Annotated in this window: 21 protein-coding genes; 13 read left to right on the top strand and 8 right to left on the bottom strand. The window is 63.4% G+C overall.

Features of this window, described 5'->3' with window-relative positions; translation table 11 throughout:
- Positions 1 to 13 precede the first annotated feature (13 nt).
- From pilQ to hemE, 7 genes are all read left to right on the top strand, one after another.
- Positions 14 to 2,164: a type IV pilus secretin PilQ gene (gene pilQ, locus B5T_RS19710; RefSeq protein ID WP_014996282.1), complete on the top strand. Its 2,151-nt coding sequence runs from the start codon at positions 14 to 16 to the stop codon at positions 2,162 to 2,164.
- A complete protein-coding gene (gene aroK / locus B5T_RS19705; protein WP_041717145.1) occupies positions 2,161 to 2,697 on the top strand; it encodes a shikimate kinase AroK in 537 nt (178 codons plus the stop codon). Before pilQ ends, aroK begins: the two co-directional genes overlap by 4 nt.
- A 50-nt stretch (positions 2,698 to 2,747) precedes the next feature.
- A complete protein-coding gene (gene aroB / locus B5T_RS19700; protein ID WP_014996280.1) occupies positions 2,748 to 3,830 on the top strand; it encodes a 3-dehydroquinate synthase in 1,083 nt (360 codons plus the stop codon).
- Positions 3,817 to 5,169 carry an SPOR domain-containing protein gene (locus B5T_RS19695; RefSeq protein WP_014996279.1) on the top strand — a complete coding sequence of 451 codons (1,353 nt, stop codon included), beginning with the start codon at positions 3,817 to 3,819 and terminating at the stop codon, positions 5,167 to 5,169. The genes aroB and B5T_RS19695 overlap by 14 nt, the downstream gene beginning before the upstream one ends.
- 180 nt (positions 5,170 to 5,349) lie before the next feature.
- Positions 5,350 to 9,813 (top strand): glutamate synthase large subunit, encoded by a 4,464-nt coding sequence (gene gltB / locus B5T_RS19690; RefSeq protein ID WP_014996278.1) that lies wholly within the window; start codon positions 5,350 to 5,352, stop codon positions 9,811 to 9,813.
- A 12-nt stretch (positions 9,814 to 9,825) separates the two neighbouring features.
- Positions 9,826 to 11,247 (top strand): FAD-dependent oxidoreductase, encoded by a 1,422-nt coding sequence (locus B5T_RS19685; RefSeq protein ID WP_014996277.1) that lies wholly within the window; start codon positions 9,826 to 9,828, stop codon positions 11,245 to 11,247.
- A 147-nt stretch (positions 11,248 to 11,394) separates the two neighbouring features.
- Entirely contained in the window at positions 11,395 to 12,468 is a 1,074-nt protein-coding gene (hemE, locus tag B5T_RS19680) for a uroporphyrinogen decarboxylase (RefSeq protein ID WP_014996276.1), read from the top strand.
- Positions 12,469 to 12,644: 176 nt separating this feature from the next.
- On the opposite strand, the gene B5T_RS19675 is transcribed toward hemE, so the two are convergent.
- The 5 genes from B5T_RS19675 to B5T_RS19655 form a co-directional block, all read right to left on the bottom strand.
- Positions 12,645 to 13,103, bottom strand: a complete 459-nt coding sequence (locus B5T_RS19675) for a YiiD C-terminal domain-containing protein (RefSeq protein ID WP_014996275.1) — start codon at positions 13,101 to 13,103, stop codon at positions 12,645 to 12,647.
- On the bottom strand, positions 13,103 to 13,447 hold the full coding sequence (locus B5T_RS19670; protein ID WP_014996274.1) for a 4a-hydroxytetrahydrobiopterin dehydratase: 345 nt from the start codon (positions 13,445 to 13,447) through the stop codon (positions 13,103 to 13,105). Before B5T_RS19670 ends, B5T_RS19675 begins: the two co-directional genes overlap by 1 nt.
- Positions 13,448 to 13,532: 85 nt before the next feature.
- Positions 13,533 to 14,765 carry an acyl-CoA dehydrogenase family protein gene (locus B5T_RS19665; RefSeq protein ID WP_014996273.1) on the bottom strand — a complete coding sequence of 411 codons (1,233 nt, stop codon included), beginning with the start codon at positions 14,763 to 14,765 and terminating at the stop codon, positions 13,533 to 13,535.
- Positions 14,766 to 14,912: 147 nt separating this feature from the next.
- The gene (locus tag B5T_RS19660) at positions 14,913 to 15,587 is read right to left on the bottom strand and encodes a 2-phosphosulfolactate phosphatase (RefSeq protein WP_014996272.1); all 675 of its coding nucleotides are present in this window, start codon (positions 15,585 to 15,587) and stop codon (positions 14,913 to 14,915) included.
- A 105-nt stretch (positions 15,588 to 15,692) separates the two neighbouring features.
- Entirely contained in the window at positions 15,693 to 16,391 is a 699-nt protein-coding gene (locus tag B5T_RS19655) for a ComF family protein (RefSeq protein WP_014996271.1), read from the bottom strand.
- A 57-nt stretch (positions 16,392 to 16,448) separates the two neighbouring features.
- On the opposite strand from B5T_RS19655, the gene bioB reads away from it, so the two are divergent.
- The 5 genes from bioB (at position 16,449) to bioD (ending at position 21,199) form a co-directional block, all read left to right on the top strand.
- Positions 16,449 to 17,618 (top strand): biotin synthase BioB, encoded by a 1,170-nt coding sequence (gene bioB, locus B5T_RS19650; protein WP_014996270.1) that lies wholly within the window; start codon positions 16,449 to 16,451, stop codon positions 17,616 to 17,618.
- 4 nt (positions 17,619 to 17,622) lie between these two features.
- A complete protein-coding gene (gene bioF, locus B5T_RS19645; protein WP_014996269.1) occupies positions 17,623 to 18,798 on the top strand; it encodes an 8-amino-7-oxononanoate synthase in 1,176 nt (391 codons plus the stop codon).
- Between the two features lie 93 nt (positions 18,799 to 18,891).
- Positions 18,892 to 19,722, top strand: coding sequence for a pimeloyl-ACP methyl ester esterase BioH (gene bioH, locus B5T_RS19640; RefSeq protein ID WP_014996268.1), 831 nt, complete (start codon positions 18,892 to 18,894; stop codon positions 19,720 to 19,722).
- Positions 19,723 to 19,730: 8 nt separating this feature from the next.
- On the top strand, positions 19,731 to 20,567 hold the full coding sequence (locus B5T_RS19635) for a methyltransferase domain-containing protein (RefSeq protein WP_014996267.1): 837 nt from the start codon (positions 19,731 to 19,733) through the stop codon (positions 20,565 to 20,567).
- Complete coding sequence (gene bioD, locus B5T_RS19630) at positions 20,567 to 21,199, top strand: dethiobiotin synthase (protein WP_014996266.1); 633 nt, start codon at positions 20,567 to 20,569, stop codon at positions 21,197 to 21,199. Before B5T_RS19635 ends, bioD begins: the two co-directional genes overlap by 1 nt.
- A 27-nt stretch (positions 21,200 to 21,226) precedes the next feature.
- Here bioD and B5T_RS19625 read toward each other — a convergent pair whose 3' ends face one another.
- Both B5T_RS19625 and putA read right to left on the bottom strand, forming a co-directional pair.
- On the bottom strand, positions 21,227 to 21,697 hold the full coding sequence (locus B5T_RS19625; protein WP_014996265.1) for a flavodoxin family protein: 471 nt from the start codon (positions 21,695 to 21,697) through the stop codon (positions 21,227 to 21,229).
- 10 nt (positions 21,698 to 21,707) lie between these two features.
- A complete protein-coding gene (gene putA / locus B5T_RS19620) occupies positions 21,708 to 24,815 on the bottom strand; it encodes a bifunctional proline dehydrogenase/L-glutamate gamma-semialdehyde dehydrogenase PutA (protein WP_167321226.1) in 3,108 nt (1,035 codons plus the stop codon).
- 124 nt (positions 24,816 to 24,939) lie between these two features.
- Here putA and B5T_RS19615 point away from each other — a divergent pair, with 124 nt between their 5' ends.
- The gene (locus tag B5T_RS19615) at positions 24,940 to 25,836 is read left to right on the top strand and encodes an arginase family protein (protein WP_014996263.1); all 897 of its coding nucleotides are present in this window, start codon (positions 24,940 to 24,942) and stop codon (positions 25,834 to 25,836) included.
- Between the two features lie 7 nt (positions 25,837 to 25,843).
- Here the strand turns inward: B5T_RS19615 and B5T_RS19610 are convergent, their stop codons facing one another.
- On the bottom strand, positions 25,844 to 26,854 hold the full coding sequence (locus B5T_RS19610) for an ornithine cyclodeaminase (protein WP_014996262.1): 1,011 nt from the start codon (positions 26,852 to 26,854) through the stop codon (positions 25,844 to 25,846).
- Between the last annotated feature and the right edge of the window lie 10 nt (positions 26,855 to 26,864).

Here is a 26,864-nt window from a genome sequence, read left to right as displayed (position 1 = left end):
GGGGAAGCCTGTTATGAAGATCTGCAATGCAATAAAAAACCGATTCGCTCCCCGGCGCTGGGGAATCCGGGTGCTGGCGGTGCTGGCCTGCTGCACCGCCTCACTGGCGTCGGCGGCCACCATTACCGCCCTCGACGCCAACATGCTGCCGGGGGATGGCATGGAAGTGAGAGTGCGCTTTGAGGGCGCCGCGCCGGAGGTGAAGGGCTACAGCATCGAACGTCCGGCCCGCATCGCTCTCGACCTGGTGGGCGCGGACAGTGCCCTGAAAACCCGTCAGCACAATCTCGGCACCGGCAATGCCCGCAGTGTCACGGTGGTGGAGGCCAAGAACCGCACCCGGCTGATCTTCAATCTGGATCAGCTGACCGGTTACAGCACCGAAGTGGATGGACAGGAACTGGTGGTGGTGCTCGGCCGCGACCGTGCGCCGGCCAGCGATCCGGCCAGGGCGGACCAGGAAGCCGCCGCCGCGCCGTTACAGAGTGCGCAGGAGAGCATTCGCAACATCGATTTCCGTCGCGGCAGTGACGGCGAAGGCCGGGTCGTGGTGACGCTGTCCAAACCGTCCATTCCGGTGGATGTGAAGGAAGAAGGCGGTCGTATCCAGGCGCGCTTCGTCGGCGCCGGGGTCGGCAATGAACTGGTGCGTCGTCTCGACGTCACCGACTTCGCCACGCCGGTGCAGTATGTGGAAACCCGCACCGATGACGGCAGCACGGTGATCACCATCGAACCCACCGGCAGTTGGGAATATCTGGCCTATCAGGCGGACAACGAGTTCAGCATCAATATCAAGCCGCTCACCCGTGGCGAAGCGGAACGCAAGAAGCGTGAGTCCTTCAAGTACACCGGAGAGAAGCTGTCACTGAACTTCCAGGACATCGAGGTGCGTTCGGTGCTGCAGCTGATCGCCGATTTCACCGAATTGAATCTGGTGGCGTCCGACACGGTGGCGGGCAAGATTACTCTGCGGCTGCAGAGCGTGCCGTGGGATCAGGCTCTGGATCTGATTCTCAAGACCAAGGGGCTGGATAAGCGCAAGGTGGGCAATGTGCTGCTGGTGGCGCCGGCGGACGAGATCGCCGCGCGCGAACAACTGGAACTGGAAAGCCAGAAGAAGATCGCCTCACTGGCACCGTTGCGCACGGAGTTCATCAGCATCAACTACGCCCGCGCGGAGGAACTGAAGACGCTGATTACCGGGGAAAGCGGTGCCACCGCGCTGATCAGCGAGCGCGGCTCGGTGTCCGTGGACCAGCGCACCAATACCCTGATCATCCAGGACACCGTGGCCAAGCTGCAGGAGATCCGTGATCTGATCCAGCAACTGGACATTCCGGTCCAGCAGGTGCTGATCGAGGCCCGGGTGGTGGTGGCCACCACCGATCTGTCCGATGAGTTCGGGGTGCGTTGGGGCGGTCTGGGTTACGACGGCAATTCTCTCGCCAGGGATGGCCGCTCCATGGCGATTTCCGGCCGGCTCACTTCCCTGCGGGAGCTGCATTACGCCAACGTCGACCGTGATGACGACGGCTCCCTGGGGGAAATGGAGGAATTCGACGAGGACACCAACAACGACATGATCGTCGACATGGGGGTGGATTCCTCCGATGCCACCCGCTTCGCCATCGGCTTCACCTCGCTGAGTTCCGGACTGATCGAACTGGAGCTGTCGGCGCTGGAATCCGAGGGGCGGGGGGAACTGGTGGCCACGCCCAAGGTGCTCACCGCCGATCAGCAACCGGCGGTGATCGCCTCCGGTCAGCAGATCCCGTTCAACGTGGCCACCTCCTCCGGGGCCACGGCGGTGGAGTTCATCGAAGCGGAGCTGCGCCTGGAAGTGACGCCGCAGGTGACCCCGGAAGGGGACGTGATCATGCAGCTCAAGGTCAATAACGATGCCCTGGGCTCGGATCTGGACAACCCCACCATCAGTACCAACCGGGTTGAGACCACGGTGTTGGTGAATGACGGCGAAACCGTGGTTTTGGGCGGCATTTTCCAGCAGGAACAGATAAACTCCCTGATCAAAACCCCCTTCCTGGGTGATATTCCCTGGCTGGGAGCCCTGTTCCGCAAGAAAGTGAAGCGTGACAGCAAGCAGGAATTGCTGATATTCATTACGCCACGCTTGGTGAAAGAGACAATGGCCCGTCGGTGAACGATAGAGAAAATACTCCCTCTCTTTTTTTGGTGGGCCCCATGGGGGCAGGTAAAAGCACCCTGGGGCGCCACCTCGCACAGTTATTGGATCGCCCTTTCTATGACTCGGACCGCGTCATCGAGGAGAAGACCGGTGCCGACATTCCGTGGATCTTCGATGTGGAAGGCGAGGACGGTTTTCGCCGCCGCGAAAGCGAGGTCATCGACGAGCTGAGCGCGCTGCCCGGCATCGTGCTGGCCACCGGAGGCGGTGCGGTGATGGCTGAAGAGAACCGTCGCCACCTGCATGACCGCGGCTGCGTGGTCTATCTGTGGACGCCGGTGGAAGTGCAACTGGCCCGTACCCGTAACGACCGCAACCGTCCGCTGTTGCGGACCGGCAATCCCAAGGCCCGTCTTGCCAGGTTGTTCGAGCAGCGCGACCCGCTCTACCGGGAAGTGGCGCACCACGTGGTTTCCACCGCTTCCAGCAACCTGAAAAAGGTGTCCGATCAGATCCTCGGTTGTCTGGCCGATTTCCCCGTCCGATAATGCTTGAACGCCGGACGGCTCCGGCGCTCCCTTCCCTGTCCGGAGACACTATGCAGACGCTTGACGTGGCACTGGCCGAACGCAGTTACCCGATCCACATCGGCCCCGATCTGTTGTCCACTTCGTTGATCCGCGAGCGTATCCGTGGCAACCAGGTCATGGTGGTGACTAACGAAACCATCGCTCCACGGTATCTTGAACGGGTCACGGCGTCTCTCGGCGATCTGCAATGCGACACCGTGATCCTGCCGGATGGTGAGCAATACAAGACCCTGGCGACCCTGGAGCGCCTCTTTGACGCGCTGATGGAGAAGCGGCACTCGCGCACCACCACCCTGGTCGCTCTGGGTGGTGGCGTGGTCGGTGACATGGTGGGATTCGCCGCCGCCTGTTTCCAGCGTGGCGTGGACTTCATCCAGGTGCCGACCACGCTGCTGGCTCAGGTGGATTCCTCCGTGGGCGGAAAGACCGCGGTGAATCACCCGCGCGGCAAGAACATGATCGGCGCCTTTCATCAGCCCCGTTCGGTGATTATCGATATTCGCGTGCTGGACACCCTGCCGGAGCGGGAATTCGCCGCCGGCATGGCGGAAGTGATCAAGTACGGTCTGATCCGCGACCCGCAATTCTTCGACTGGCTGGAGCAGCACCGCTCCGGCCTGCAACGGCGTGATGATGCCACCCTCACCGAGGCGATCCTGCGCAGTTGCCGCAACAAGGCCGAGGTGGTGGCCGCCGATGAAACCGAACAGGGCAACCGCGCTCTGCTCAATCTGGGGCATACTTTCGGTCATGCCATGGAAACCTTCACCGGTTATCGCCAGTGGCTGCACGGTGAGGCGGTGGCCGCGGGCATGGTGATGGCGGCCCGTATGTCCCGGGAACTGGGCTGGCTCGACGATGACGATGTGGCCCGCGTGGCCGGCAGTCTGTCGCCCTGGGGGCTGCCGGTAACGGCCCCCGAGGGGATGACGACGGCGGATTTCTCCGATTTGATGGCCCTGGACAAGAAAGTCCGTAATGGACGCCTGCGCCTGGTATTGCTGAAACGAATCGGCGAGGCTCTGGTCACAGGGGAATACCACCCCAATGCACTGACGCGAACGCTTGAGGCCTTTTGTGATAAGGGATGACGAGTACTTTTACGAAGGCGCGGAACGGGGCGATCTGCTCGACGCGCTGAACGGCTACGCTCACGAAGGCAGCACCGTGGTGCTGGAAGGCGAGCATGGCAGTGGGGTATCCACCCTGTTGGGCATGGTGTGCATGGCCCTGGTGGATGATTTCGAGGTGATCCGCCTGGACGGCGAGGACGAACTGGACGCCAACGCGCCGGTGGAAGCCATGCTGACCCACTTCGGGGTGGATCGCGAAGGGCTGGCGGACGCTCTCAAGCAAGCGTTGGCGGACACCCGGCTGGTGATCGTGGTGGACAACGCCGACCGCGCCGATGAGGCGGCCCTGGCGACCATGGCCGCGTTGAAGGAGAAGCTCGGTGGCCGTCTGGCCTATTTGTTCGGCGGCTATCCCGGCGCCGCCGAGCGGGTCGCCAATGCCGGCTTGGCGGTGGCGGACACCCTTGGCCTGCCGCCGCTGGATGAAGCCGAGGTGGTGGCGTTTGCCGATGAGGTCTATGGCGTTACCCTGAGTGATGACGAGGCGGCAAGCCTGTTGGCGGAGAGTGAAGGGCAGCCCGGTCCCCTGTTGGCGCTGCTGGATGAGCGCGGCGACGCGGCTCCGGCGCCACTCGCTGGCGGCACTAATACTGCTCGGCGGCCATTGCCCTGGCGTCACGTGCTGGCGGTTGGTGCGCTGGTGCTGGTGGTCCTGGTGCTGTGGCTGGCCAGTGGCGGCGATGACGAACCGCAGCCATCGCAATCCGTGGCCCTGGACCTGCCCAAGCCGCCGGCCACGCCGGAGGAACCGGCCGGGGAGACGGCGCCGGCTTCCGGTGAGTCGTCGTCGTTGCCGGCGATTCGTGATCCCGAGCGCACCCGGGAAGCTCTGGCGTCCTACGCGGATAACGCCCGAACATTCAAAAGCAAGGAAGAGCCGCCGAGCGAGCCGCGCCAGAACCAGGCGACGCCGCGGACCGCGGATCCAGTCAGCGAGCCGGATGCGGGCGCCGCGCCAGCCACTGCTTCCAAACCCGATCCCAAGCCGCGCCCGGCGGCCAGCAACGACGGCTATCACCATGATGGCTGGCTGGCGTCCCGCCCGGACAGCGAGTGGTTCCTGCAAGTGACCGCCACCGGTCGCGAGGACGGAGCCCACAGTGTGCTTGACGTATTGGACCGCAAGGGCGCCTACTACCCTGCCCGCAGGGGTGAGGAGACGGTATATGTGGTGCTGGCCGGCCCTTACGCCAGCCGCGACGCGGCGGTGCAGGCCCGTGACGGTCTGCCCGAGCAGCTGCGTGAAGCGGGACCTTTCCCGCGTAGCATGGCGTCAATACGAAAAGAACTGCAATGACATAATCCGCCTGAGCCCGTGGGCTCCGGCGCCTTCGGGGCCGGGATCGGCTCTGTGCGGTGGTGTTTGTCGGCTACCCCCTCAATGTGTAGAATGTCCATCCCTTTTTTGCCGTCGTCGTTTTTCCGGCGCCAGTTCCGCCTTCTGTAAGTCTCTGAATTTCAAGAGGAATAGGTTTTGATGCAGCAGAACTCAACGCTGGTGCAGGGGCTCTATGAGCCCGGAGAATTCCGGGACAACTGTGGCTTTGGCCTGATCGCCCACATGGAGGGGCAGGCCAGTCACGAGCTTCTGCAAACCGCTATTGAAGCACTCACCTGCATGACTCACCGGGGCGGGATCAACGCCGATGGAAAAACCGGTGACGGATGCGGGCTGTTGCTGAAAAAACCCGATTCCTTCTTCCGGGCGCAGGCCGGGAAACAGGGCATCGAACTGCCGGACATCTACGGCGTCGGGATGGTGTTCACCCATCCGGAAGCCGATCAGGCGGCCGCCCAGAAAGCGGTGATCGACGCCGAACTGGAGGCTCAGGGCCTGAAGGTGCTGGGCTGGCGCGAGGTGCCCACCGACGCGTCCTGCCTTGGTGAGCTGGCGCTGAGCTCGCTGCCGGGCTTCCATCAGGTGCTGGTGGCCGGTGACGAGGCGTCCGAGGTGGCGCTCAACCGCCGTCTGTTCTTCGCCCGCCGTCTCGCCGAAAAGCGTATTCCGAAAGACGGCTACTTCTACGTCTGCTCACTGTCGGCCACCACGGTGTCCTACAAGGGCCTGATGATGCCGGTGGATCTGCCGGCGTTCTTCCCGGATCTCGGTGACGAGTCCATGGAAACCGCCATCGTGGTGTTCCACCAGCGGTTCTCCACCAACACCTCACCGCAGTGGCCGCTGGCTCAGCCGTTCCGTTATCTGGCTCACAACGGCGAGATCAACACCATTCAGGGCAACCGCAACTGGGCGCTGGCCCGTGAGAACAAGTTCGAGAACGAACTGCTGCCCGATCTGGCCGAACTCAGCCCGCTGGTTAACCGTGAAGGCTCCGACTCCTCCAGCATGGACAACATGCTGGAAGTGCTGCTCTCCGGCGGCATGGACCTGTTCCGCGCCGCGCGCATGATGGTGCCGCCGGCCTGGCAGAACGTGGAAACCATGGACGCGGATCTGCGCGCCTTTTACGAATACAACTCCATGCATATGGAGCCCTGGGACGGCCCCGCAGGGCTGGTCATGACCGACGGCCGCTACGCCGTCTGCATGCTGGACCGCAACGGCCTGCGCCCGGCCCGCTGGGTGATCACCAAGAACGGTTTCATCACGTTGTCCTCCGAGATCGGCGTGTACAGCTATCAGCCCGAGGACGTGGTGGCCAAAGGCCGCGTCGGCCCCGGCCGGATCCTGGCCGTGGATATCGAGAAGGGCGAGCTGCTGCAAACCGAGGACATCGACAACCGTCTCAAGGTGCGCCATCCCTATCGTCAGTGGCTCAAGGATCACGCGCTGCGTATCGAAGCCAGCTACGACCACGAAGTGGAGCGTACCGACGACATCGATCCGCAGGACCTGCTCAGCTACCAGAAATTCTTCCAGATTAGCTTTGAAGAGCGCGATCAGGTGATCCGTCCGCTGGCGGAAGCCGGCCAGGAAGCCACCGGCTCCATGGGCGATGACACGCCGATGGCGGTGCTCAGCCAGCGTCAGCGTCCGTTGTACGACTATTTCCGGCAACAGTTCGCCCAGGTCACCAACCCGCCCATCGATCCGCTGCGCGAAGCGATCGTGATGAGCCTGGAAACCTGCGTCGGCGCCGAGCGCAATGTGTTCGAGGAAAGCTCCGACCACGCCGACCGGGCGATCCTGTCCACGCCGGTGCTGTCACACTCCAAGTTCACCAATCTGCTGAAAATCGACCGTCCCGGCTATCAGCACGAGCGTCTGAGCCTGCACTATGATCCGCAACAGGGTCTGGAGCAGGCGGTGCGCGCGCTGTGCGAGAGCGCCGAGAAAGCGGTTCGCGACGGCAAGGTGATTCTGGTGCTGAGCGATCACGGTATCGAATCGGGCAAACTGACCATCCATGCCCTGATGGCCACCGGCGCCGTGCATCACCACCTGACCAGTCGTGGTCTGCGCAGTGACGCCAACATCATCGTGGAAACCGCCACCACCCGCGACGCGCACCATTTCGCGGTGCTGTTCGGTTTCGGCGCCACCGCCGTGTACCCGTACCTGGCCTACGACGTGATCGCCGACATGGTGAGAAGCGGCGAGCTGCTTGGCGACGCGGTGGAACTGCAGAAAAACTTCCGCAAAGGTATCAACAAAGGGTTGATGAAGATCCTCTCCAAAATGGGGATCTCCACCATCACTTCCTATCGCGGCGCCCAGCTGTTCGAAGCCGTGGGTATCGCCAGCGATGTGGTGGAACTGTGCTTCCGTGGCGTGCAGAGCCGCATCGAAGGGGCCTCCTTCGAGGATATCGAGAACGATCAGAAGATCGTTGCCGCCGATGCCTGGAAACAGCGTAAGCCGATTGATGCCGGCGGTGTGCTCAAGTACATCCACGGCAAGGAATACCACGCCTACAATCCGGATGTGGTGTACGCCATTCACCGTGCCGTGCAGAACAGCGATTATGAGGCGTACAAGGAGTTCGCCGAGCTGGTCAATGACCGCCCGGTGGCGACTCTGCGTGACCTGTTGAAAGTGCGTACCGACGTGACGCCGGTGGCTCTGGAAGACGTGGAGCCGATCGAAACCATTTTGCCGCGTTTCGACTCCGCCGGTATGTCCCTGGGCGCGCTCAGCCCGGAAGCCCACGAAGCCATCGCCACCGCCATGAACCGCCTGGGCGGGCGTTCCAACTCCGGCGAGGGTGGTGAGGATCCGGCCCGTTACGGCACCGAGCGGGTGTCCAAGATCAAGCAGATCGCCTCCGGGCGGTTCGGTGTGACCCCGCATTACCTGGTCAATGCCGAAGTGCTGCAGATCAAGGTGGCCCAGGGCGCCAAGCCCGGCGAGGGCGGCCAGTTGCCCGGGGGCAAGGTCAACGCCCTGATCGCGCGGCTGCGTCACTCGGTGCCCGGCGTGACCCTGATTTCGCCGCCGCCGCACCACGATATCTATTCCATTGAGGATCTGGCCCAGCTGATCTTCGACCTCAAGCAGGTCAACCCGCAGGCTCAGGTGTCGGTGAAACTGGTCTCCGAGCCCGGCGTCGGCACGGTGGCCTCCGGCGTGGCCAAGGCCTATGCCGATCTGATCACCATCTCCGGATACGATGGCGGTACCGCGGCCAGCCCGCTGACCTCCATCCGTTACGCCGGTTCGCCCTGGGAGCTGGGGCTGGCGGAAGCGCACCAGGCACTGCGTGCCAATGACCTGCGGCAGAAGATCCGTCTGCAAACCGACGGTGGTCTGAAGACCGGCCTGGACGTGATCAAGGCGGCCATTCTCGGCGCCGAGTCGTTCGGCTTCGGCACCATGCCGATGGTGGTGCTCGGCTGTAAGTACCTGCGCATTTGTCACCTGAACAACTGCGCTACCGGCGTGGCCACCCAGCGGGACGATCTGCGCAAGGAGCATTTCATCGGTGCACCGGAAATGCTCATGAACTACTTCACCTTCGTCGCCCGCGAAGTACGTGAACTGCTGGCGGCGCTCGGCATCAAGAGCTTGCCGGAGCTGATCGGCCGCACCGATCTGCTGGAGCGCATTGAAGGCCTGACCGAGAAGCAGAAACGCCTGGACCTGATGCCGATCCTGCGCAACGACCATGTGTCGGCGGACAAGCCGACCCATTGTCAGGTGCAGCGCAACGAGCCGTTCGACAAGGGCGTACTCAATGCCAGGATGATGGAGGAAATGCGTACCGCCGTGGAAAGCAAAAGCGGTGGCTCCTTCCACTACACCATCACCAACTGTGACCGCTCCGTGGGCGCCACCGTGTCCGGTGAAATCGCCAGACACCATGGTAACCTGGGCATGGAAAGCGCGCCGATCCGGGTGCGCTTCACCGGCACCGCCGGTCAGAGCTTCGGTGTGTTTAACGCCGGCGGCCTGCACATGTACCTGGAAGGCGACGCCAACGACTACGTCGGTAAAGGCATGGCCGGTGGCAAACTGGTGATCCGCCCGCCCAAGGGCAGCCCGTTCAAGACCCAGGACACCGCCATCATCGGTAACACCTGTCTGTATGGCGCCACCGGCGGCAAGCTGTTCGCCGCCGGTACCGCCGGCGAGCGTTTCGGGGTGCGTAACTCCGGTTCCCACGCCGTGGTGGAAGGCGCCGGTGATCACTGCTGCGAGTACATGACCGGCGGATGTGTCACCGTGCTGGGCCACACCGGCCACAACTTCGGTGCCGGCATGACCGGCGGCTTCGCCTACGTGCTGGACGAAGACAATGACTTCTTTGACCGCATCAACCCGGAACTGATTGAACTGCATCGCATCAGTTCCGAGTCCACCGAATCCCATCGTGCTCATCTGCGCCATGTGATTCAGGAGTACGTGGACGAAACCGGTAGCGAGTGGGGCCGGGAGATCCTGGACAATTTCGATGCCATGAGCCGCAAGTTCTGGCTGGTGAAACCCAAGGCGGCGAGCCTGGAAGACCTGCTCAAGAGCACGCGTGCTAACCCGGCATAACGAGAGAGCGACATGGCTGAACGTTTAAGCAATAACTTCCAGTTTCTCGATGTTCCGCGGCACGATCCGAAGAAAAAAGACATCGAACTGCGCAAGCACAAGTACGAGGAAATCTACTACCCGTTCGAAACCCGGGAAGTGGAGCACCAGGCCCATCGTTGTCTGCACTGCGGTAACCCGTACTGCGAATGGAAATGCCCGGTACACAACTACATTCCCAACTGGCTGAAACTGATCAGCGAAGGGAATCTGATGGAGGCGGTGGAGCTGTGTCACCAGACCAACTCCCTGCCGGAAGTTTGTGGCCGCGTGTGCCCGCAGGACCGTCTCTGTGAAGGCGCCTGTACTCTGAATGACGGCTTCGGCGCGGTCACCATCGGCGCCACCGAGAAGTACATCACCGATACCGCTCTGGCCATGGGTTGGCGCCCGGACATGTCCAAGGTAGCGTGGACCGACAAGAAAGTCGCCGTGATTGGCGCCGGCCCGGCGGGTATCGGCTGCGCCGACGTGCTGGTGCGTAGTGGCGTCAAAGCGGTGGTGTTCGACCGCTACCCGGAGATCGGCGGCCTGCTGACCTTTGGCATTCCCGAGTTCAAACTCGAGAAGCCGGTGATGGCCAAGCGCCGTGAAGTGTTCGAGGGCATGGGCATCGAGTTCCGTCTCAACACCGAAATCGGCACCGACGTCACCATCGACGAACTGCTGGAAGAGTTCGACGCCGTGTTCATGGGTATGGGGACCTATACCTACATGAAGGGCGGATTCCCCGGTGAGGACCTGGACGGTGTGCACGAGGCGCTGCCGTTCCTGATCTCCAATGCCAACCGTAACCTCGGCTTTGAAAAAGACGCCACCGATTTCATCGGCATGGAAGGCAAGCGCGTGGTGGTGCTCGGCGGCGGTGACACCGCCATGGACTGTAACCGCACCTCCATCCGCCAGGGCGCCGCCAGCGTGGTCTGCGCTTACCGCCGCGATGAGGAAAACATGCCCGGCTCCCGCCGTGAGGTGTCCAACGCCAAGGAAGAGGGCGTGCAGTTCCTGTTCAACCGCCAGCCCATCGAAGTGGTCGGTGAGAACGGTAAAGTGGTTGGCGTGAAAGTGGTGGAGACCAAGCTGGGCGAGCCGGACAACAACGGCCGCCGCCGCCCCGAGCCGATCCCGGGCAGCGAGGAAGTGCTGCCGGCCGACGCGGTCATCATCGCTTTCGGTTTCCGCCCCAGCCCGGCGGACTGGTTCGAGCCCCAGCGTATCGACCTGGATGACTCCGGCCGCGTGCTGGCGGCGGAACAGCAAGCTTTCCCGTTCCAGACCAGCAACGAGAAGATCTTTGCCGGCGGCGACATGGTGCGCGGTTCCGACCTGGTGGTGACCGCCATCTGGGAAGGCCGGGAAGCGGCCAAGGGCATCCTTGATTATTTGGATGTTTAAAGGCGCTTTCACGCAACACGCCTGCACGCACTACGCTAAGGGGCCTGCTTTCGCAGGCCTTTTTTCTATATGATGCGGTAGTCTTTTTTATCTTTTGCGTGTTCGCGTGCCAGCGTGTTGCGTGAAAGCGCTCTTCAAGGAACCCCCATGACCCACGCCCCGCTCCAAAACGATCGCTTCCTCCGCGCGCTGGCCCGTGAACCGGTGGACCGCACCCCGATCTGGATGATGCGCCAGGCCGGGCGCTATCTGCCGGAATACCGCGCCAGCCGGGAGACCGCCGGGTCGTTCATGGATCTGTGCCGCAACGCCGAGCTGGCCTGCGAAGTGACGTTGCAACCGCTGGAGCGCTATCCGCTGGATGCGGCGATTCTGTTCTCCGACATCCTCACGGTGCCGGATGCCATGGGGCTGGGCCTCTACTTCGAAACCGGTGAAGGCCCGAAATTCCACAAGACCGTGCGTACCGAGCAGGACGTGGCGGCACTACCGGTGCCAAAAGCGGAAACCGACCTGGATTACGTCATGCGCGCGGTGTCCACCATTCGTGGCGCGCTCAATGGCCGGGTGCCGCTGATCGGCTTCTCCGGCAGCCCCTGGACGCTCGCTACCTATATGGTGGAAGGCGGCTCCAGCAAGGACTTCCGCCACCTCAAGGCGATGATCTACAGCCAGCCGGAGGTGGCTCACGCCCTGCTGGAAAAACTGGCCCTGGCGGTGACCGATTACCTCAATGCCCAGATTCGTCACGGCGCCCAGGCGGTGCAGATCTTCGATACCTGGGGCGGCACCCTGTCCGCCGAGGCCTATCGGGAGTTTTCCCTGGCCTACATGCAGCGCATCGTCAACGGCCTGATCCGCGACCACGAAGGCCGCAAGGTGCCGGTGATCCTGTTCACCAAGAACGGCGGTCTGTGGCTGGAAGCCATGGCGGACACCGGCTGCGACGCCCTGGGGCTGGACTGGACCGTGAACATCGGCGACGCCCGCCGCCGGGTCGGCGAGCGGGTGGCGCTGCAAGGCAACATGGATCCGGCGGTGCTGTACGCCGAGCCCGCGGCCATCCGTGCCGAAGTGAAGCGCATCCTGGACGATTTCGGTAATCATCCGGGGCACATCTTCAACCTGGGCCACGGCATCACCCCCCATGTGGACCCGGAACACGCCCGGGTCTTCATCGAAGCGGTGGTGGAACTGGGCGCCAAGAAAAACGGCCCGTAAAGGGCCGTTAAAACTGGAAAAAAACAGCAAAACAAGGAACACATGTCGACCGTTTGGATGCGGTAACGGCGCCATGCAATTGTTACCTTACTCCTATTGGTGCATAAGGAAAACCCCCTGAGCGGATCTCCTGTGAACAGTCGTTCCGACTCTCCACGAACTCTGAAACCGTCCGCCTACTGACCAATCCGCCGCAGCTGATAAAGATTCCGGGTGGTGGCCACCACCTCGCCGTGGCTGTTCTTGAGCTCGGTGTCCCAGGCGAAGTCGCATTTGCCGTTGGCTTCGGCTTCGGCCTGAACCCGCTGGACTTCTTCCTCACTGATGCGGACTTCCACTTCGATATCGGTGGTGGCCGGGCGCCGGAAGCGGATCTGCATGTCCTTGACGATGGGGTAGAAGCGGGAGGTATCGAAGCTGGTCATGTAGATCACGCCGCCGGGCAGTTCCGCCAGGGTGTAAAGCGCCCCGGCGTACATGGTGCCCACGTGGTTGTGGTTCGGGGCCAGCGGCATTCTCATTCGGCAATAGCCCCGATCCACTTCCAGGGTTTCCACTCCGCACCTTTCCACGAACGGAAAGGCGCGGCCGGCATGGGTCTTGATCTGTTCTCGTTGTTCTTCGCTCAGAGTCATTAACCGGCTCTCAGATAAAGTTGGTCGGTCTTCGCCGCGCAGATGAAGTCATTGCGATGCAAACCGTGGATCTTGTGGGTCCACCAGGTCACCGTCACCTTGCCGTATTCGGTGAGCAGGGCAGGGTGGTGACCCTCTTCCTCGGCCATGGCCCCCACCTGGTTGGTGAATGCCAGGGCGTCATTGAAGTCGTGGAATGAGTATTGGCGTTGCAAGCGTTCCTCGCCGTCTTCCTCAATGCGCTTCCAGTCCGGAATTTCCTCGGCCAGGGTATCGGCCTCCTGGTCGCTGATCAGGGGTGCATCGGCACGGCAGGCCTCGCAACGCTGTTGATGCAGAGACATGATGAGGCTCCTTGTAGGGTTTGCGGATCATTTCCAGATTAGTGCATTGGCGCGGTGCTCGCATCCGCCTTTCCCGGCATGGCGGTCAGCCGCGGCCCAGCAGGTCTCGGGCGATGGCGATCACCTGCATCTCGTCGGTGCCGGCATAGATCTGCAGGATCTTGGCGTCGCGCATCAACTGCTCCACCCGGGACTCGCGCATGTAGCCGTAGCCACCGTGAATCTGCACCGCCTCGGTGGCCACTTCCATGGCGGCCTGGGCGGCGTAGAGTTTCATCGCCGAGGCTTCGGCCAGGGTCATCTGCTTGCCGGCGGCGGTCAGGTCGATATAGCGGAACACCATGTTCTGCAGATTGCTGCGGGCCACTTCCATTTTCGCCAGCTTCAGCTGGATCAACTGGTTTTCACCGATGGCGCGGCCGAACTGCACCCGGTCACGCGCGTAATTCACCGACAATTCCAGAGCCCGCTCCACCATGCCCAGCGCCATGGCGGCGACACCGGCCCGTTCCTGCATGAAGGTGGATTTGGCGCCGGAGCGGCCGTAGCCGGTTTCGCTGCCGCCGAGCAGACGGTCCGCGCCGGCCTTGACGTCGTCGAAGAACAATTCGCCGGTGGGAGAGGATCCGATGCCCATCTTCTTGAATGGCTTGGACTGGGTCAGCCCTTCCATGCCGCTGTCGAGAATGAAGGAGACGATCTTGCGGTCACGGGGTTCCACGCCCTCTTCATCCAGCTTGCAGATCAGGATGATGGTGTCGGCGTAAGGGCCGTTGGTGATCCAGGTCTTGGAGCCGTTAATAATGTAGCCGCCATTGCCGTCACGGCGAGCTACCGTTTTCATCTGACCAAAGGCGTCGGAACCGGAATTGGGTTCGGAAATGGCCCAGGCGCCGATTTTCTCCATGGTCAGCAGGGGCAGGGCCCAGCGTTCTTTTTGTTCCAGGGTGCCTTTGCCCATGATGGCGCCGCCGGCCAGTCCCATGGAAACCCCCATGGCGGTGACCAGCCCCTGGGCGTGGCGGCACAGCTCGATGGTGGGAATCAGACGCAGCGCCGCCTGTTCGGCTGCAGCGGCGGAGGAGCCTTCCTTACCTTTCTCCTGCTTCGGCGTGCCGGCTTTTTCCCTGGCGATCTGGCGCTCGAAGCTTTGCCGAGCCATTTCGTCCATGCCGAAGGTTTTGATCATCTTGCGCAGGATGTCGTAGGGCGGGACGCCGTTGTATTCGATGTCGTCCAGATTGGGCACCACTTCCTTGGCGATGAAGTCGCGCACCATTTTCTGGATCATTTGTTGTTGTTCGTTCCACTCGATCATGACAATGGGGTTCCTGAGATTATGAACAGGCTCTTAGGTCCCACTGACATTAGCAGTGTCCCGGGGGCGGGTCATTGATCTGGAGTGGTGGATGGGTTGGCGGAAATGGTCAGGGGAGAGCGCCGGATGTGAGTCGCCGGCGTCCGCTCAGGCCAGCTTGTCGATCCGAGGCAGCGGCTCGAAGCTTACCTTCATCACCAGCCCGTCGTCCCCGGCACTGCTGCTGGCCATATGAATGTCCTCGGGACGCAGGCGCGGGTGGCTGCCGTCGAAGAACTTCCGTGCCGCGAAGGCGTTACGGGTACGCTCCTGAGCTTGTTCCAGGGTGATGCCGTCGCCGCCCAGCAAAGCGCGAATGTACTCGGCGCAGGCCACGTCTTCGTCTCCGGTGGGGTGGGAGGCCACCAGCACCACCGACGGCGGGGCTTGCTCCTGAATATAACGGGCGGTGGCCTCGGCGTTGATCAGCGCCGCCACCAGCACTTCCCGGCTGTCCCGTGCCCGCAGGGTGGCGGTGACGCCGTTGGTGGTGCGCAGGATCATGGTGCGGTTCGTCACGTCGCTGTTGGCGATTTCCCAGGGGGAGTTGCCGTAGTCAAAACCCTTGATCGGCAACGCCTGTACCTCGCCGGCCAGCAACGCTTGGGGATGGTGCTCGCGCAGAGCGAAGGCTTCCTCCGCCGTGGCCACCGGCAAAATATGATCGAGACCGCCGACGAACGCCTGATGGCTGGTGGTAAAGGCACGGATCACGTCGATGATCACGGTGATGCCGTTGATATTGTGCGGCGGGTTGTGGCCTTGAGCGATGCTGATCTTCATGGCGCGGGCGGGTCCCTCGAATTGAGCAAGCGCGTATTGTAGAGCCTGGCGGCGCCGGCGGCACCCTCAAACAAAATCCGACCAGGTCATCGCCGACGGAGAGTGTTAACAGGTCCGTGACAGCACCCAGACCCGCACCTCGGCGGCGCCGGCGGCCAGCAGCGTGGCGGCGGCTTCACGGGCGCTGCCGCCGCTGGTCATGACGTCGTCCACCAGCAACAGCCGGCGTCCCCGGACTGGCGCCTGGATGGTGAAAGCGCCGTGCAGATTACGCAGCCGCTGGCGCCGGCTACTGCCCTGCTGATGAGCGGTGGCCCGTTGCCGGCGCAGGGCTGGGAGAACCGGCCTGCGCCAGAGCGGGGCCAGCAGGTGGGCCAAACGCTCCGCCTGATCAAAGCCACGCCATAGCCGCCGGCGCCAATGCGCGCTGATCGGACACAGGACATCGGCTTGCGCCCAGGGCAACGGCCGCTGCGCCAGTAAGTGCACGAAGGCCCGCTCCTGGTACAACTGACCCTGGTGTTTATAGGCGGTAATCAGGCGATCCAGCGGGAAGTCATAGCGCCAGTCGCAATGGGTGGTGGTGAACGGAGGCGGCTGTTTCAGGCAACGCCCGCACAGGGCGCCACAGCCACCGGCGGGATCCGGCAGGCCACAGCGACACAGCGTGGCGGGCAGGCGGCAGCGCTGTTCCAGGAAGTCCTGGCAGGGCGGGCACAGGGGCGCCCGGGCGCGCCGGCCGCACAACAGGCAAATCGAAATGGTATGATTTTTGATCAGATGTAAACTTTGGAAATGTTTCATGGTTGACAGGGTGTCCGGGGCTGCCTAGCCTTTGGGATCTCAAGAAGGAGAACCAGCATGACCGTAGCCGCCGCCAACGCCCAGACGACTTCTTCCCGAACCGCTGTACGCCATGACTGGCATCGGGGTGAGATCGAAGCCCTGTTTGCCCTGCCGTTCAATGATCTGATGTTTCGCGCCGCCACCGTGCACCGTGAGTTCTTCGACCCCAACGCGGTTCAGGTGAGCACACTGCTGTCGATCAAGACCGGCGCTTGCCCGGAAGACTGCAAATATTGCTCCCAGTCCGGTCATTACAACACCGAGCTGGAAAAGGAAAAGCTGCTGGAAGTGGCGCGGGTGGTGGAAGAGGCCAAAGCGGCGCGGGACAAAGGCGCTTCCCGGTTCTGCATGGGCGCGGCCTGGCGCAGCCCGCGGGAAAAGGACATGCCCTATGTGCTGGACATGGTGCGTCAGGTGAAGGCGCTGGGCATGGAAACCTGCATGACCCTGGGCATGCTCGATGACAATCAGGCCCGTAATCTGGCCGAGGCCGGCCTCGACTACTACAACCACAACCTGGATACCTCGCCGGAATATTACGGCCAGGTGATCACCACCCGCACCTACAATGACCGTCTGAACACCCTGGCGAATGTGCGGGACGCCGGCATGAAAGTCTGTTGTGGCGGCATCATCGGCATGGGCGAGAACCGCGATGACCGGGTCGGTCTGCTGCAGCAACTGGCCAATCTGCCGCACCATCCGGAATCCGTGCCGATCAACATGCTGGTGAAAATCGAGGGCACGCCGCTGGCGGACGTGGATGATCTGGATCCGCTCGAATTCGTGCGTACCGTGGCGGTGGCCCGTATTCTGATGCCAGAGTCCTATGTGAGGCTGTCCGCCGGGCGTCAGGAGATGCATGACGAGGCTCAGGCGCTCTGCTTCCTGGCCGGCGCCAATTCCATCTTCTACGGTGAGCGACTACTCACTACCGATAACCCGGAAGCGACCCACGACCGGCAGTTGTTCCAACGTCTCGGCATCCACCCGCTGGATCCGCGCCACGAAGCCTCCGACGAAGCCCACGAAGAGGCGCTGCGCGCCCAGGTGGCGGAGCAGCAAGCGGAGGAACAAGGAGAGGAACAGGGGTTGTTTTACGACGCGATGAGCAAACGCCCCGCCAAGCACGTACTGGACCGCGACACCGGCCGGCCCACCGCCGGCGCCACGCTTGACTCCTGACCCCATGGGGTTCGATCTGCGGGCGCGGCTGGCGGAACGCCGCGCCCAACACCGCTATCGCACGCCACCGCTGATGCATTCCTCCTGCGGGCGTACCGCCGTGGTGGACGGCCGGGAATTCCTCAACTTCTGTTCCAACGACTACCTCGGCCTGGCCGGTGATCCGCGTATCGTCGCCGCGTTCCGCGATGCCGCCGATCAGTGGGGAGTGGGCAGTGGCGCCTCCCATCTGGTGTGCGGCCATCAGAGCCCGCATCAGGCTCTGGAAGAAGCGCTGGCGGAGCATTGCGGGCGGAAGAGGGCGCTGTTGTTCTCCAATGGCTACATGGCCAATCTGGGGGCCGTGACCGCTCTGGTCGGCCGGGGTGACGCGGTATTTCAGGACCGCCTTAACCACGCTTCGCTGCTGGACGCCGGCCAACTCAGCGGCGCCCGCTCCCGCCGTTTCGCCCATAACCAGCCGGATGCCCTGGCCAGCCTGCTGGCGCGCAGCGATGCGGCCCGCAAGCTGGTGATCACCGACGGCGTGTTCAGCATGGATGGCGACGAGGCGCCCTTGCCCGCCTATCTGGACGCCTGTGAGGCCCATGATGCCTGGTTGATGGTGGACGATGCCCATGGCCTCGGCGTGCTCGACGGCGCCGGGCGCGGCTCGCTCTGGCATCAGGGCGTGCAGGACCGGGTGCCGGTCTATATGGGCACGCTGGGCAAGGCTCTGGGCACCGCCGGCGCCTTCGTGGCCGGCTCCGACGAACTGATCGAAACCCTGATACAATTCGCCCGCACTTACGTCTACACCACCGCCATGCCGGCGGCGGTGGCCGCCGCCACCCTGGCCAGCCTGGACATCGTGCGCCGGGAAAGCTGGCGCCGGGAAAAACTGACGGCACTGGTTCAGCGTTTCCGGCGCGGCGCGGCCGAACTGGGTTATGCCCTGATGGACTCGAAGACGCCGATTCAGCCGCTGCTGGTGGGTGAGGACGCCGATGCTCTGGCCCTGAGCCGGCGCCTGCGCGACAACGGTCTGCTGATCAGCGCGATCCGGCCGCCGACCGTGCCCGAGGGGCAGGCGCGCCTGCGTATCACCTTCTCCGCTGCCCATGAGGAGGCGGATGTGGACAGGCTGCTAATGAGTCTTGAGGCCGCCTGCACGCAACACGCTTACACGCCGGCACGCTGAGGACAGGACAAGATCAAGGAGGCCACCACCATGAAGCAGGTTCGGGACGCCCGGTTTTTGTATTTGCGTGCCAGCGTCAGGATGAAATAACCCATGCCCAGTCTCATCCCCTTCCATAATACCTATCGCTGTACCGGCGAGGCCGGTGAACAGGCCGAGGACCTGGTGCTGGTCCACGGCTGGGGGCTGCACGCCATTGTCTTCGATGACATCGTGCCGGCCCTGCTTGAGGACTTCCGGGTGACCGTGGTGGACCTGCCGGGCATGGGCCAGAGTCCGTTGCCCAACGACGAGTACACGCTGGATTTTCTGGCCGACCGGATTGCCTCGGTAATGCCGCAAAGGGCCCATGTGCTGGGTTGGTCCCTGGGTGGGCTGGTGGCGCTGAATCTGGCGCAACGTCATGCCGAACGGGTGGCCTCGGTGGTGACGGTGGCGACCACGCCGCGTTTCACCCGCGCCGACGACTGGCCGCGGGCCATGCGCCCGGAGATTCTGCGCACCTTCGCCGAGGTCTGCGAAGAGGATTTCGAGGGCACGCTGGTGCGCTTTCTGGCGCTCAACTGCAAAGACAGCGAGAACATGCGCGAGGACGTTGCCCGGCTCAAGGAGATTCTCTATTTTTGCGGCCTGCCGGCTCGTCGGGCGCTGATCGAAGGGCTGGTGATTCTGGCGGACACCGATCTGCGCGCGGCCCTGTCGGCGCTGAGTCAGCCCCTGCTGATGGTGTTCGGTGAACGTGACAATATCGTGCCGGTGACGCTGGTGGATGACATCCGCCCGCTGCTGAATGAGCACGGGGAAACCGCGGTGATCGAGCGGGTGTCCCATGTACCGTTTCTATCCGCGCCGGAGCGCTTCTCCGCCGTGGTTCTCGATTTTTATCGGCGTCACGGCATCGTCGCCGACGCCGCCGACGGGTAATGACCGTAATGTCTTCTGCTTTTAATTCATCCGTTGGGCATGAGCCCGCCGTCACCTCGTCCACGGCCACCAAACGGGCGGTAGGGCGCCAGTTCGGCCGAGCCGCGGCCAGTTATGACGCTCACGCGGTGCTGCAACTGTCCTGTGCCCGCAGCCTTCTGGCCATGGCGCCTGAGTCTCTGCCGATACCGCGGGCGGCGGATCTGGGCTGCGCCACGGCGCCGTTGAGCCGGCAGCAACAGGATCGCTGGCATGAAGTGCGCTGGCTGGCCCTGGATCTGGCGCCGGCCATGCTTCAGGAAGCGTCCCAGCGCGGTCGTACCGGGCGGCTGTTTTCACCGGTGTGTGCCGATGCCGAAGCCCTGCCGCTGCCGGACCAGTCCCTGGGGCTGGTGTTTTCCAGCTTTGCCCTGCAATGGTGTGATCCGGCGGTGGTGGTGGCCGAGGCCGGACGGGTGCTTGTTCCCGATGGTCACCTGTTGCTGGCGGTGCCGTTGCGGGACTCCCTGCGGGAGCTGTCCGAGAGCTGGAAAGCGGCGGATCGCCGCCCCCACGTCAATGATCTGCCGACCATGGTGCAATGGCACGATGCCCTGGCCACGGAAGGATTATCCACGATAACCCAGCAAACCCTGACGGTGACCCAGCACTACCCCGACGTGCGTGCCATAGCCCGTACCCTCAAGGCCACCGGGGCCGATCATGTGCAGGGTGGTGGTGGCGGTCTCACCGGCAAGCGTGCTTTTCGTGCCATGCTTGACGCCTACGAAACCCTGCGCACCCGGGACGGTCTGCCGCTGACCTGGCGGGTGCTGTTTCTGCATGCCAGCAAGGAGATGCGCTAATGCCCGCGTTACCGGCCCTGAAAGGGGTGTTCTTCATCACCGGCACCGATACCGAAGTGGGCAAGACCTGGGTCAGTTGCCGGCTGCTGGAACGGGCCCGGGAGGCCGGGCTGAGCTGCTACGGGCTGAAACCGGTGGCGGCGGGCTGCGAGGACACAGAGGAAGGGTTGCGCAACGACGACGCCGTCAACCTGATGGCGGCCTCATCGGTGCAACTGCCCTATGACGTGGTCAACCCGGTGGCGTTGAAAGCCGCCATCGCGCCACACATTGCCGCGCAACAGGAAGGGCGCCGGATCACCCTGGCCCAACTGGCCGGCTATGTACGTGGCGCGATCAGCAGCCATCCGGCGGATCTGATTCTGGTGGAAGGCGCCGGCGGCTGGCGTGTGCCTTTGAACGATCGCGAAATGCTCGCCGGCCTGGCGATGGAACTGTCCCTGCCAGTGATCCAGGTGGTGGGGATGAAACTCGGCTGCATCAATCACGCCATCCTCACCGCCGAGGCGATTCAGGCGGACGGTTTGCGCTATACCGGCACCGTCGCCAATTGCTTCGGTGACATGGACGTGCGCGAGGAAAACCTGCTCACCCTGCGCCAGCATCTGCCCGGGGCCTTTACCGTTATCTGAAGCCAGCCCCCGGACCGTCTCGGCGACTCAGAAAATGCCGTTGTCCAGACCGGCGGCCAGATACAGCCCCAGTTCCTCCACCTGGTTCACAAAGGCATCCTGCCAATCGCCCCGACAGACCAGCGGCGGCTGCACCCAGTTCCAGCGCAGGCCGGTGACGATGGATTCGATGGCGCGGCGAGTGCCGGTGCCGTCGTGGCCGGCGCGGATATAAAGCGCGCAGGGCAGTCCCTGTTTGTGTTCCAGTACGGCGTAGTAGGTACGATCGAAGAAGTCCTTCAGCGCGCCGCTCATGTAGCCCAGATTCTCGGTGGTGCCGAGCAGAATGGCATCGCAGGCCATCACGTCATCGGGGCCGGCTTCCAGCGATGGTTTCCAGATCGCGCGGACATTCTCGATGTCGTCATGGCCGGCGCCGCGCAGGGCGGCGTCCACCAGTTTGCGAGTGTTGGGCGAGGGCGCATGGGCCACGATCAGCAGGGTTTTGGTATCGCTCATGAGATCCAGTCTAGGGGCCGTCTCCCAGATTCACCAGTTCCGGATCGATGCCAAGGGCCGAGCGGTTGTCGGTGACCACCCGTTCGGTGCAGAAGCGCATCAGGTAGTGCGGGCCGCCAGCCTTGAAGCCGGTGCCGGAGAGGCGTTCGCCACCGAACGGTTGGCAGCCGGGTACGGCGCCGATCTGGTTACGGTTGATGTACAGGTTGCCGACGCGGACTCGCTCCACCCAGTCATCGATGTGCGCCTGGATGCGGCTGTGAATGCCCAGGGTGAGGCCGTAGTCGGTGCGCTCGATGTAGTCGATCACTTTGTCCCGCTCATCGTGACGCCAGGCGGCGATGTACAGCAGCGGCCCGAAAATTTCTTCTTCAGGCAGGTGTTCCCAGTCCACCAGCGCCGCTTCCGGCGCCACGTAGAATCCCTGTGCGCCAAGAGCCGGGTCAACTTCCGGCGTGACCGCGCTCCAGCGAGCGTGACGGCGCAGCTCAGCACGGGCCTGCTCCAGTTGATCTCGGGCGCCGGCATTGATGACCGGCCCGACGTCGCTGGCCAGCAAGGCGGGATGGCCCATTTTCAGGGATGCCATGGCGCCCTCGAGTTTGGGCAACAGGCGGTCAAGCAAGGTGTCCTCCACCAGCAGCACCCGCAGGGCGGAGCAGCGCTGCCCGGCGCTGGTACAGGCGCTGGTCAGTACATCCCGAACCAGTTGCTCAGGTAGGGCGGAGCTGTCGGCGATCAGGACATTGAGCCCGCCGGTTTCGGCGATCAGCGGCACCAGGGGACCGTCACGGGCGGCCAGGGTGCGTTCGATATGTTTCGCGGTGGCGGTGCTTCCGGTCACCGCTACTCCGGCGAGGGCAGAATCGTTAAGCAGCGCGTCGCTGATTTGGCTGGCCGCGCCACCGACGAAATGCAGCGCCGCCTCTGGCACGCCCGCCTCGTGCAGCAGTTGCACCGCCCGCCAGGCGATGAAGGGTGTGTCGGAAGCCGGCTTGGCCAGTACCGTGTTGCCACTGACCAGTGCCGCGAGAACCTGCCCGCAAAAAATCGCCAGCGGAAAATTCCAGGGACTAATGCAAAGGAAGACGCCACGGGCATGCCAGGTCAGTTGATTGGCCTCACCGCTGACATGCTCCAGGACCAGCGGTGTCCCCTGCAGTGTCTCCGCCTGTTGCGCGTAGTAGCCGCAGAAATCATGGGCTTCGCGCCAGTCGGCGAAGGCGTCGGCGAAGGTCTTGCCCCCTTCCAGCATGAGCAAATAAAGCAGTTCCGACTGATGCTGTTCCAGCAAACCGGCGAAACGTCGCACGATGTCCGCTCGTTCCGACACTGGCCGGTGGCTCCAATCCACGAAGGCCTCCCGCGCCTGGGCATAGGCCTGATGGACCGTGTCAGCGTCGGCAAGGAAAACTTCTCCGAGTTCGCGGCCGTCGGCGGGGCTGTGGCGAGGCCGGGGCTGATCGTTCGACGCTCCGGCGCGCCAGCGGTGATCGTGCCATTGATGCAGGGATTGCCGTAATGAATGCAGAACGTCAGGGTCGGTCAGTGAAGGTGGCGTCGGTACCTGGCGGGGCGCGAACCGTTCTGGTGGTGGTAGCAATTCCTGTGGTTGTTCCCGGGCAGGACGCCAGTTCAGGGTAGGGTCCACCGCCAACTGTTCCGCCGCGATGTGTTCATCCAACAGCAAATTGACGAAGGACTGGCTGCTGCCGTTTTCCATCAGACGCCGGACCAGATAGGGCAGCAGCGTATTAAACGGGCCCACCGGTGCGTACAGGCGCAGTGGATAGCCGTGCCGTTCAGCGAAGACCCGGTGCTGGGCTTCGCCCATGCCCGCCAGCCGCTGGAATTCGGCGTCGCCGGTGAAGCCGTCCAGATGATGATGCAGCCAGGCCAGGGTGTGGCAATTGTGCGTGGCGAATTGCGGATAAAAACACTTTGGTTCGGACAGCAGTCGTTTGGCGCAGGCCAGGTAACTGATGTCGGTATGCACTTTACGGGTATGGACCGGGTAATCACACAGGCTCTGCTGTTGAGCCAGCTTGATCTCGGTGTCCCAGTACGCCCCTTTCACCAGTCGCACTGGCAATTTCAGATTATGTTCGCGCGCCCGATCGGCCAGCCAGTCGATCACCGCCGGGGCCCTTTTCTGGTAGGCCTGCATCGCCACGCCCAGCCCTTGCCAATCAGCTACTTCCGGCAGGGCGAGGGCTTGCCCGAACAGACGCAGACCGATCTCCAGGCGGTCCGCCTCTTCCGCGTCCAGGGTTACCGGAATGCCGATGGCGGCGGAGCGGGACACCAGATCCTGCAAGCGCGGCCACAATTGCTCCTGCACGGTCGCCCACTGGGCGAATTCGAAACGGGGATGGAGCGCGGACAGCTTGATGGAGATGCCGTCCCGGGCCAGCACCGGCAGGCCCGGGTCCTGACCGGCGAGCACTTCGATGGCCTGGCGATACTGGTGATGGTAGTGCTTGGCTTCGGCATCGCTCTGCGCTGCTTCACCGAGCATATCGAAGGAATAACGCAGCGATGGATCACGGCGCCGCAGAGCTTGTGGCAGGGTTTCGCCGAGCACGAACTGACGGGCAATCAGTTGCACGCCCTGTACCAGAGCGCGGCGGAACAGCGGATCTCCGAGACGCCGGCGCAGCCCATGCCAGGCATCCGGAAGACTTTCATCCTGTTCCAGCCAGCGGGCTGACAGGGACAGGCCGCGGGCGGCGATCTGTATCAATGTCGGAGCGTCGTCGTCCGGCAGGTTCCAGTCGCCGCGGGTCAGCAAGTCATGGATCAGATCGTTGGCGTTATCGGCGTCGGGAATGCGCAGCAGAGCCTCCGCCATCGTCAGCAGCAGGCGGCCCTCGCGGGAATTCAGGCGCCAGCTGTGCAGGAACTGCTCGAACAGGGCCGGGCGGGCGGCGCGGGCCGCCTCCACCAGAGACTGGCATTCGGCGGCGATGGCCTGCCGGTCCGCTTCGGCGAGCTGCGGATCGGGCAGCAGAGAGCGCAACAGGTCGGCGATCAGTGTGTTCTGATCCGCCAGATGAAGCGCCCGCAACGGGGCCAGGTCGGGGCCGGGGTCGGGCAGGTCGGCAAGCGGTGGGATCATGGTGTCGATCTCCAGGCTCTCCATGGTGCCAGCAACAGGGTATGCTGATGGCAACGGGGCGTGCGAAAAGAGTCACGTCTGTTTTGAGGATAACCGCGACGGGCGGTTTCGGCGAGGATTGGCCATGTTGTCGTTACCCGCGCTGGCGGCGCCGTCCTATCTGGGTGGGCGGCGACCGGAAAGGCCCTGGCGGCCCGGAGATATCCGCTTGACGCCGTTGTGGCGAAGACTGCGGCAGCGCCATGGTCTGACGTTGGACTGGCGCGGCTGTTTAACGCCACCGGACAACGCGTCCGGCCCGCCCGCTCTGGCCGATTACCTGAGCAGACTTCGGGACGGCGTGTACAACGAACTGAGCAGCGGCCGGCCATTGTTCGTGCTCGGCGGCGATCACGCCAACGCCATGGCGGTGTGGGACGCCGCCATGGCGGCGGTCGGTGAGCGCCGCTTCGGACTGCTGTGGATCGATGCCCATCTGGATTGCCATACCTTCATGACCACCCCTTCGGGCAATGTGCATGGCATGCCGCTGGCGGCGTTGCTGGGGCTGGCGGATCCGTCACTGGCGTCGCTGATGCCCGGCCGTTGCCGGTTGCGGCCGGAAGCACTGTGTCTGTTCGGGGTGCGCAGTTATGAGCGTGCCGAACAGGAAGCCATGGAGCGCCTGAATGTCCGAGTGATTCAGGCGGCCCGGGTGCGCCGTGACGGCATCGACGGGGCTTTGGACGGAGCGCTGGCTTACCTGGACCGGCACTGCGAGCACTATGGAATCAGCATCGATCTGGACGCCATCCATCCGCGTCAGGCGCCAGCGGTGGCCACGCCTGTGGTCGGTGGCCTCAATGGTTCGGCCTTGTGCCAGGCGTTGTGTCGGAGGGTGGATCCGGACCGCTGCCGGATCCTGGAAATCGCCGAGTTCTACCCGTCCCTGGACCGCGCTGGCCGCACCCAGCGGCTATTGGCGGATCTGGTGGGTGCCTGGTGGTGGTCCCGCGGCAGCCGACGCCGTGGGTGGGCCTGAGGCATCGTCAATCACCCGTCACCAATGAAAACAAATCCTTTGGATCGGCCAGATCCGGTACCAGGGTCACCTCGCTACCGATGTCGTATCGCTCCGCCAACCGCGCCACCAGATCCAGCACCGCCAGATCCTCCACGGCGATACCCACGGCATCGAACAGGGTGATTTCATCATCGTCGTCACGCCCGGGGCGCTGATCGGTGAGCACTTCCCATAATTCAGCATGGACGCTGGCGGCCCCGGTTTGCTGGACCTCGCCTTCCAGTTCGCTTTGCGGCCGATACTCCACCACGGTTTTGCAACGGTGTATCACTTCCGGCGACAGTTCCGTTTTACCCGGGCAATCACCCCCCATGGCATTGATGTGCACGCCGGGGCGCAGCAGCGCTTCATCGATCAGGGACTGGTGTTGCTTGGCGGCGGTGAGCGTGATCCAGACATCGGCGTCACGGAGGGTATCGGCAATGTCCTGTCCCCGCCGCAAATGGAAACGGTGACCGAGATGGCCGGCGAATTTGTCCATGGCGGCGCCGTCGATGTCGAAGTAGCTCACCTCCGTCACCGGCAGGCGGCTGGCCAGGGCCAGCACCTGGAATTCCGCCTGGGCGCCACATCCGATCAGCGCCACCCGCTGACTTTCCAGCCGCGCCAACAGGCCGGCGGCCAGGGCCGCCACGGCGGCGGTACGCACCGCGGTCAGCAAGGTCATCTCACTGATCATCAGCGGGTAGCCGCTGGGCACGTCGGCCAGCAGGCCGATGGCGGTGACACTGAGTTTGCCCTGCGCCGGGTTGCCCGGGTGGCCGTTCACATATTTGACGCCATAGAGCCGGTCATCGGCGCAGGGCATCAGTTCGGTAACGCCGAAAGGGTAATGGAAGGCGTGGCGGGGAGAGAGCTGTAACTCCGGCCAGCGGCGCAGATAATCCTCGATGGCATCCACGGCCAGTGCCAGGAAAGGTTCCAGGCCGACGCGCCGGATCAGGGCTTGCATGTCGGTCACGGTGATCAGCTTCATACGCCCTCCC

Origin of the sequence: Alloalcanivorax dieselolei B5 (genome assembly GCF_000300005.1) — a bacterium.
Taxonomy (GTDB): Bacteria; Pseudomonadota; Gammaproteobacteria; order Pseudomonadales; family Alcanivoracaceae; genus Alloalcanivorax; species Alloalcanivorax dieselolei.
This window is presented reverse-complemented; position numbering and strand designations above follow the sequence as displayed.

What these genes read in the sequence shown, in the direction of transcription:
- pilQ (WP_014996282.1), top strand. Translation starts at nt 14, where the DNA reads ATGAAGATCTGCAATGCAATAAAAAACCGATTCGCTCCCCGGCGCTGG.
- aroB (WP_014996280.1), top strand. Translation starts at nt 2,748, where the DNA reads ATGCAGACGCTTGACGTGGCACTGGCCGAACGCAGTTACCCGATCCAC.
- gltB (WP_014996278.1), top strand. Translation starts at nt 5,350, where the DNA reads ATGCAGCAGAACTCAACGCTGGTGCAGGGGCTCTATGAGCCCGGAGAA.
- B5T_RS19685 (WP_014996277.1), top strand. Translation starts at nt 9,826, where the DNA reads ATGGCTGAACGTTTAAGCAATAACTTCCAGTTTCTCGATGTTCCGCGG.
- hemE (WP_014996276.1), top strand. Translation starts at nt 11,395, where the DNA reads ATGACCCACGCCCCGCTCCAAAACGATCGCTTCCTCCGCGCGCTGGCC.
- B5T_RS19675 (WP_014996275.1), bottom strand. Translation starts at nt 13,103, where the DNA reads ATGACTCTGAGCGAAGAACAACGAGAACAGATCAAGACCCATGCCGGC.
- B5T_RS19670 (WP_014996274.1), bottom strand. Translation starts at nt 13,447, where the DNA reads ATGTCTCTGCATCAACAGCGTTGCGAGGCCTGCCGTGCCGATGCACCC.
- B5T_RS19665 (WP_014996273.1), bottom strand. Translation starts at nt 14,765, where the DNA reads ATGATCGAGTGGAACGAACAACAACAAATGATCCAGAAAATGGTGCGC.
- B5T_RS19660 (WP_014996272.1), bottom strand. Translation starts at nt 15,587, where the DNA reads ATGAAGATCAGCATCGCTCAAGGCCACAACCCGCCGCACAATATCAAC.
- B5T_RS19655 (WP_014996271.1), bottom strand. Translation starts at nt 16,391, where the DNA reads ATGAAACATTTCCAAAGTTTACATCTGATCAAAAATCATACCATTTCG.
- bioB (WP_014996270.1), top strand. Translation starts at nt 16,449, where the DNA reads ATGACCGTAGCCGCCGCCAACGCCCAGACGACTTCTTCCCGAACCGCT.
- bioF (WP_014996269.1), top strand. Translation starts at nt 17,623, where the DNA reads ATGGGGTTCGATCTGCGGGCGCGGCTGGCGGAACGCCGCGCCCAACAC.
- bioH (WP_014996268.1), top strand. Translation starts at nt 18,892, where the DNA reads ATGCCCAGTCTCATCCCCTTCCATAATACCTATCGCTGTACCGGCGAG.
- B5T_RS19635 (WP_014996267.1), top strand. Translation starts at nt 19,731, where the DNA reads ATGTCTTCTGCTTTTAATTCATCCGTTGGGCATGAGCCCGCCGTCACC.
- bioD (WP_014996266.1), top strand. Translation starts at nt 20,567, where the DNA reads ATGCCCGCGTTACCGGCCCTGAAAGGGGTGTTCTTCATCACCGGCACC.
- B5T_RS19625 (WP_014996265.1), bottom strand. Translation starts at nt 21,697, where the DNA reads ATGAGCGATACCAAAACCCTGCTGATCGTGGCCCATGCGCCCTCGCCC.
- putA (WP_167321226.1), bottom strand. Translation starts at nt 24,815, where the DNA reads ATGATCCCACCGCTTGCCGACCTGCCCGACCCCGGCCCCGACCTGGCC.
- B5T_RS19615 (WP_014996263.1), top strand. Translation starts at nt 24,940, where the DNA reads ATGTTGTCGTTACCCGCGCTGGCGGCGCCGTCCTATCTGGGTGGGCGG.
- B5T_RS19610 (WP_014996262.1), bottom strand. Translation starts at nt 26,854, where the DNA reads ATGAAGCTGATCACCGTGACCGACATGCAAGCCCTGATCCGGCGCGTC.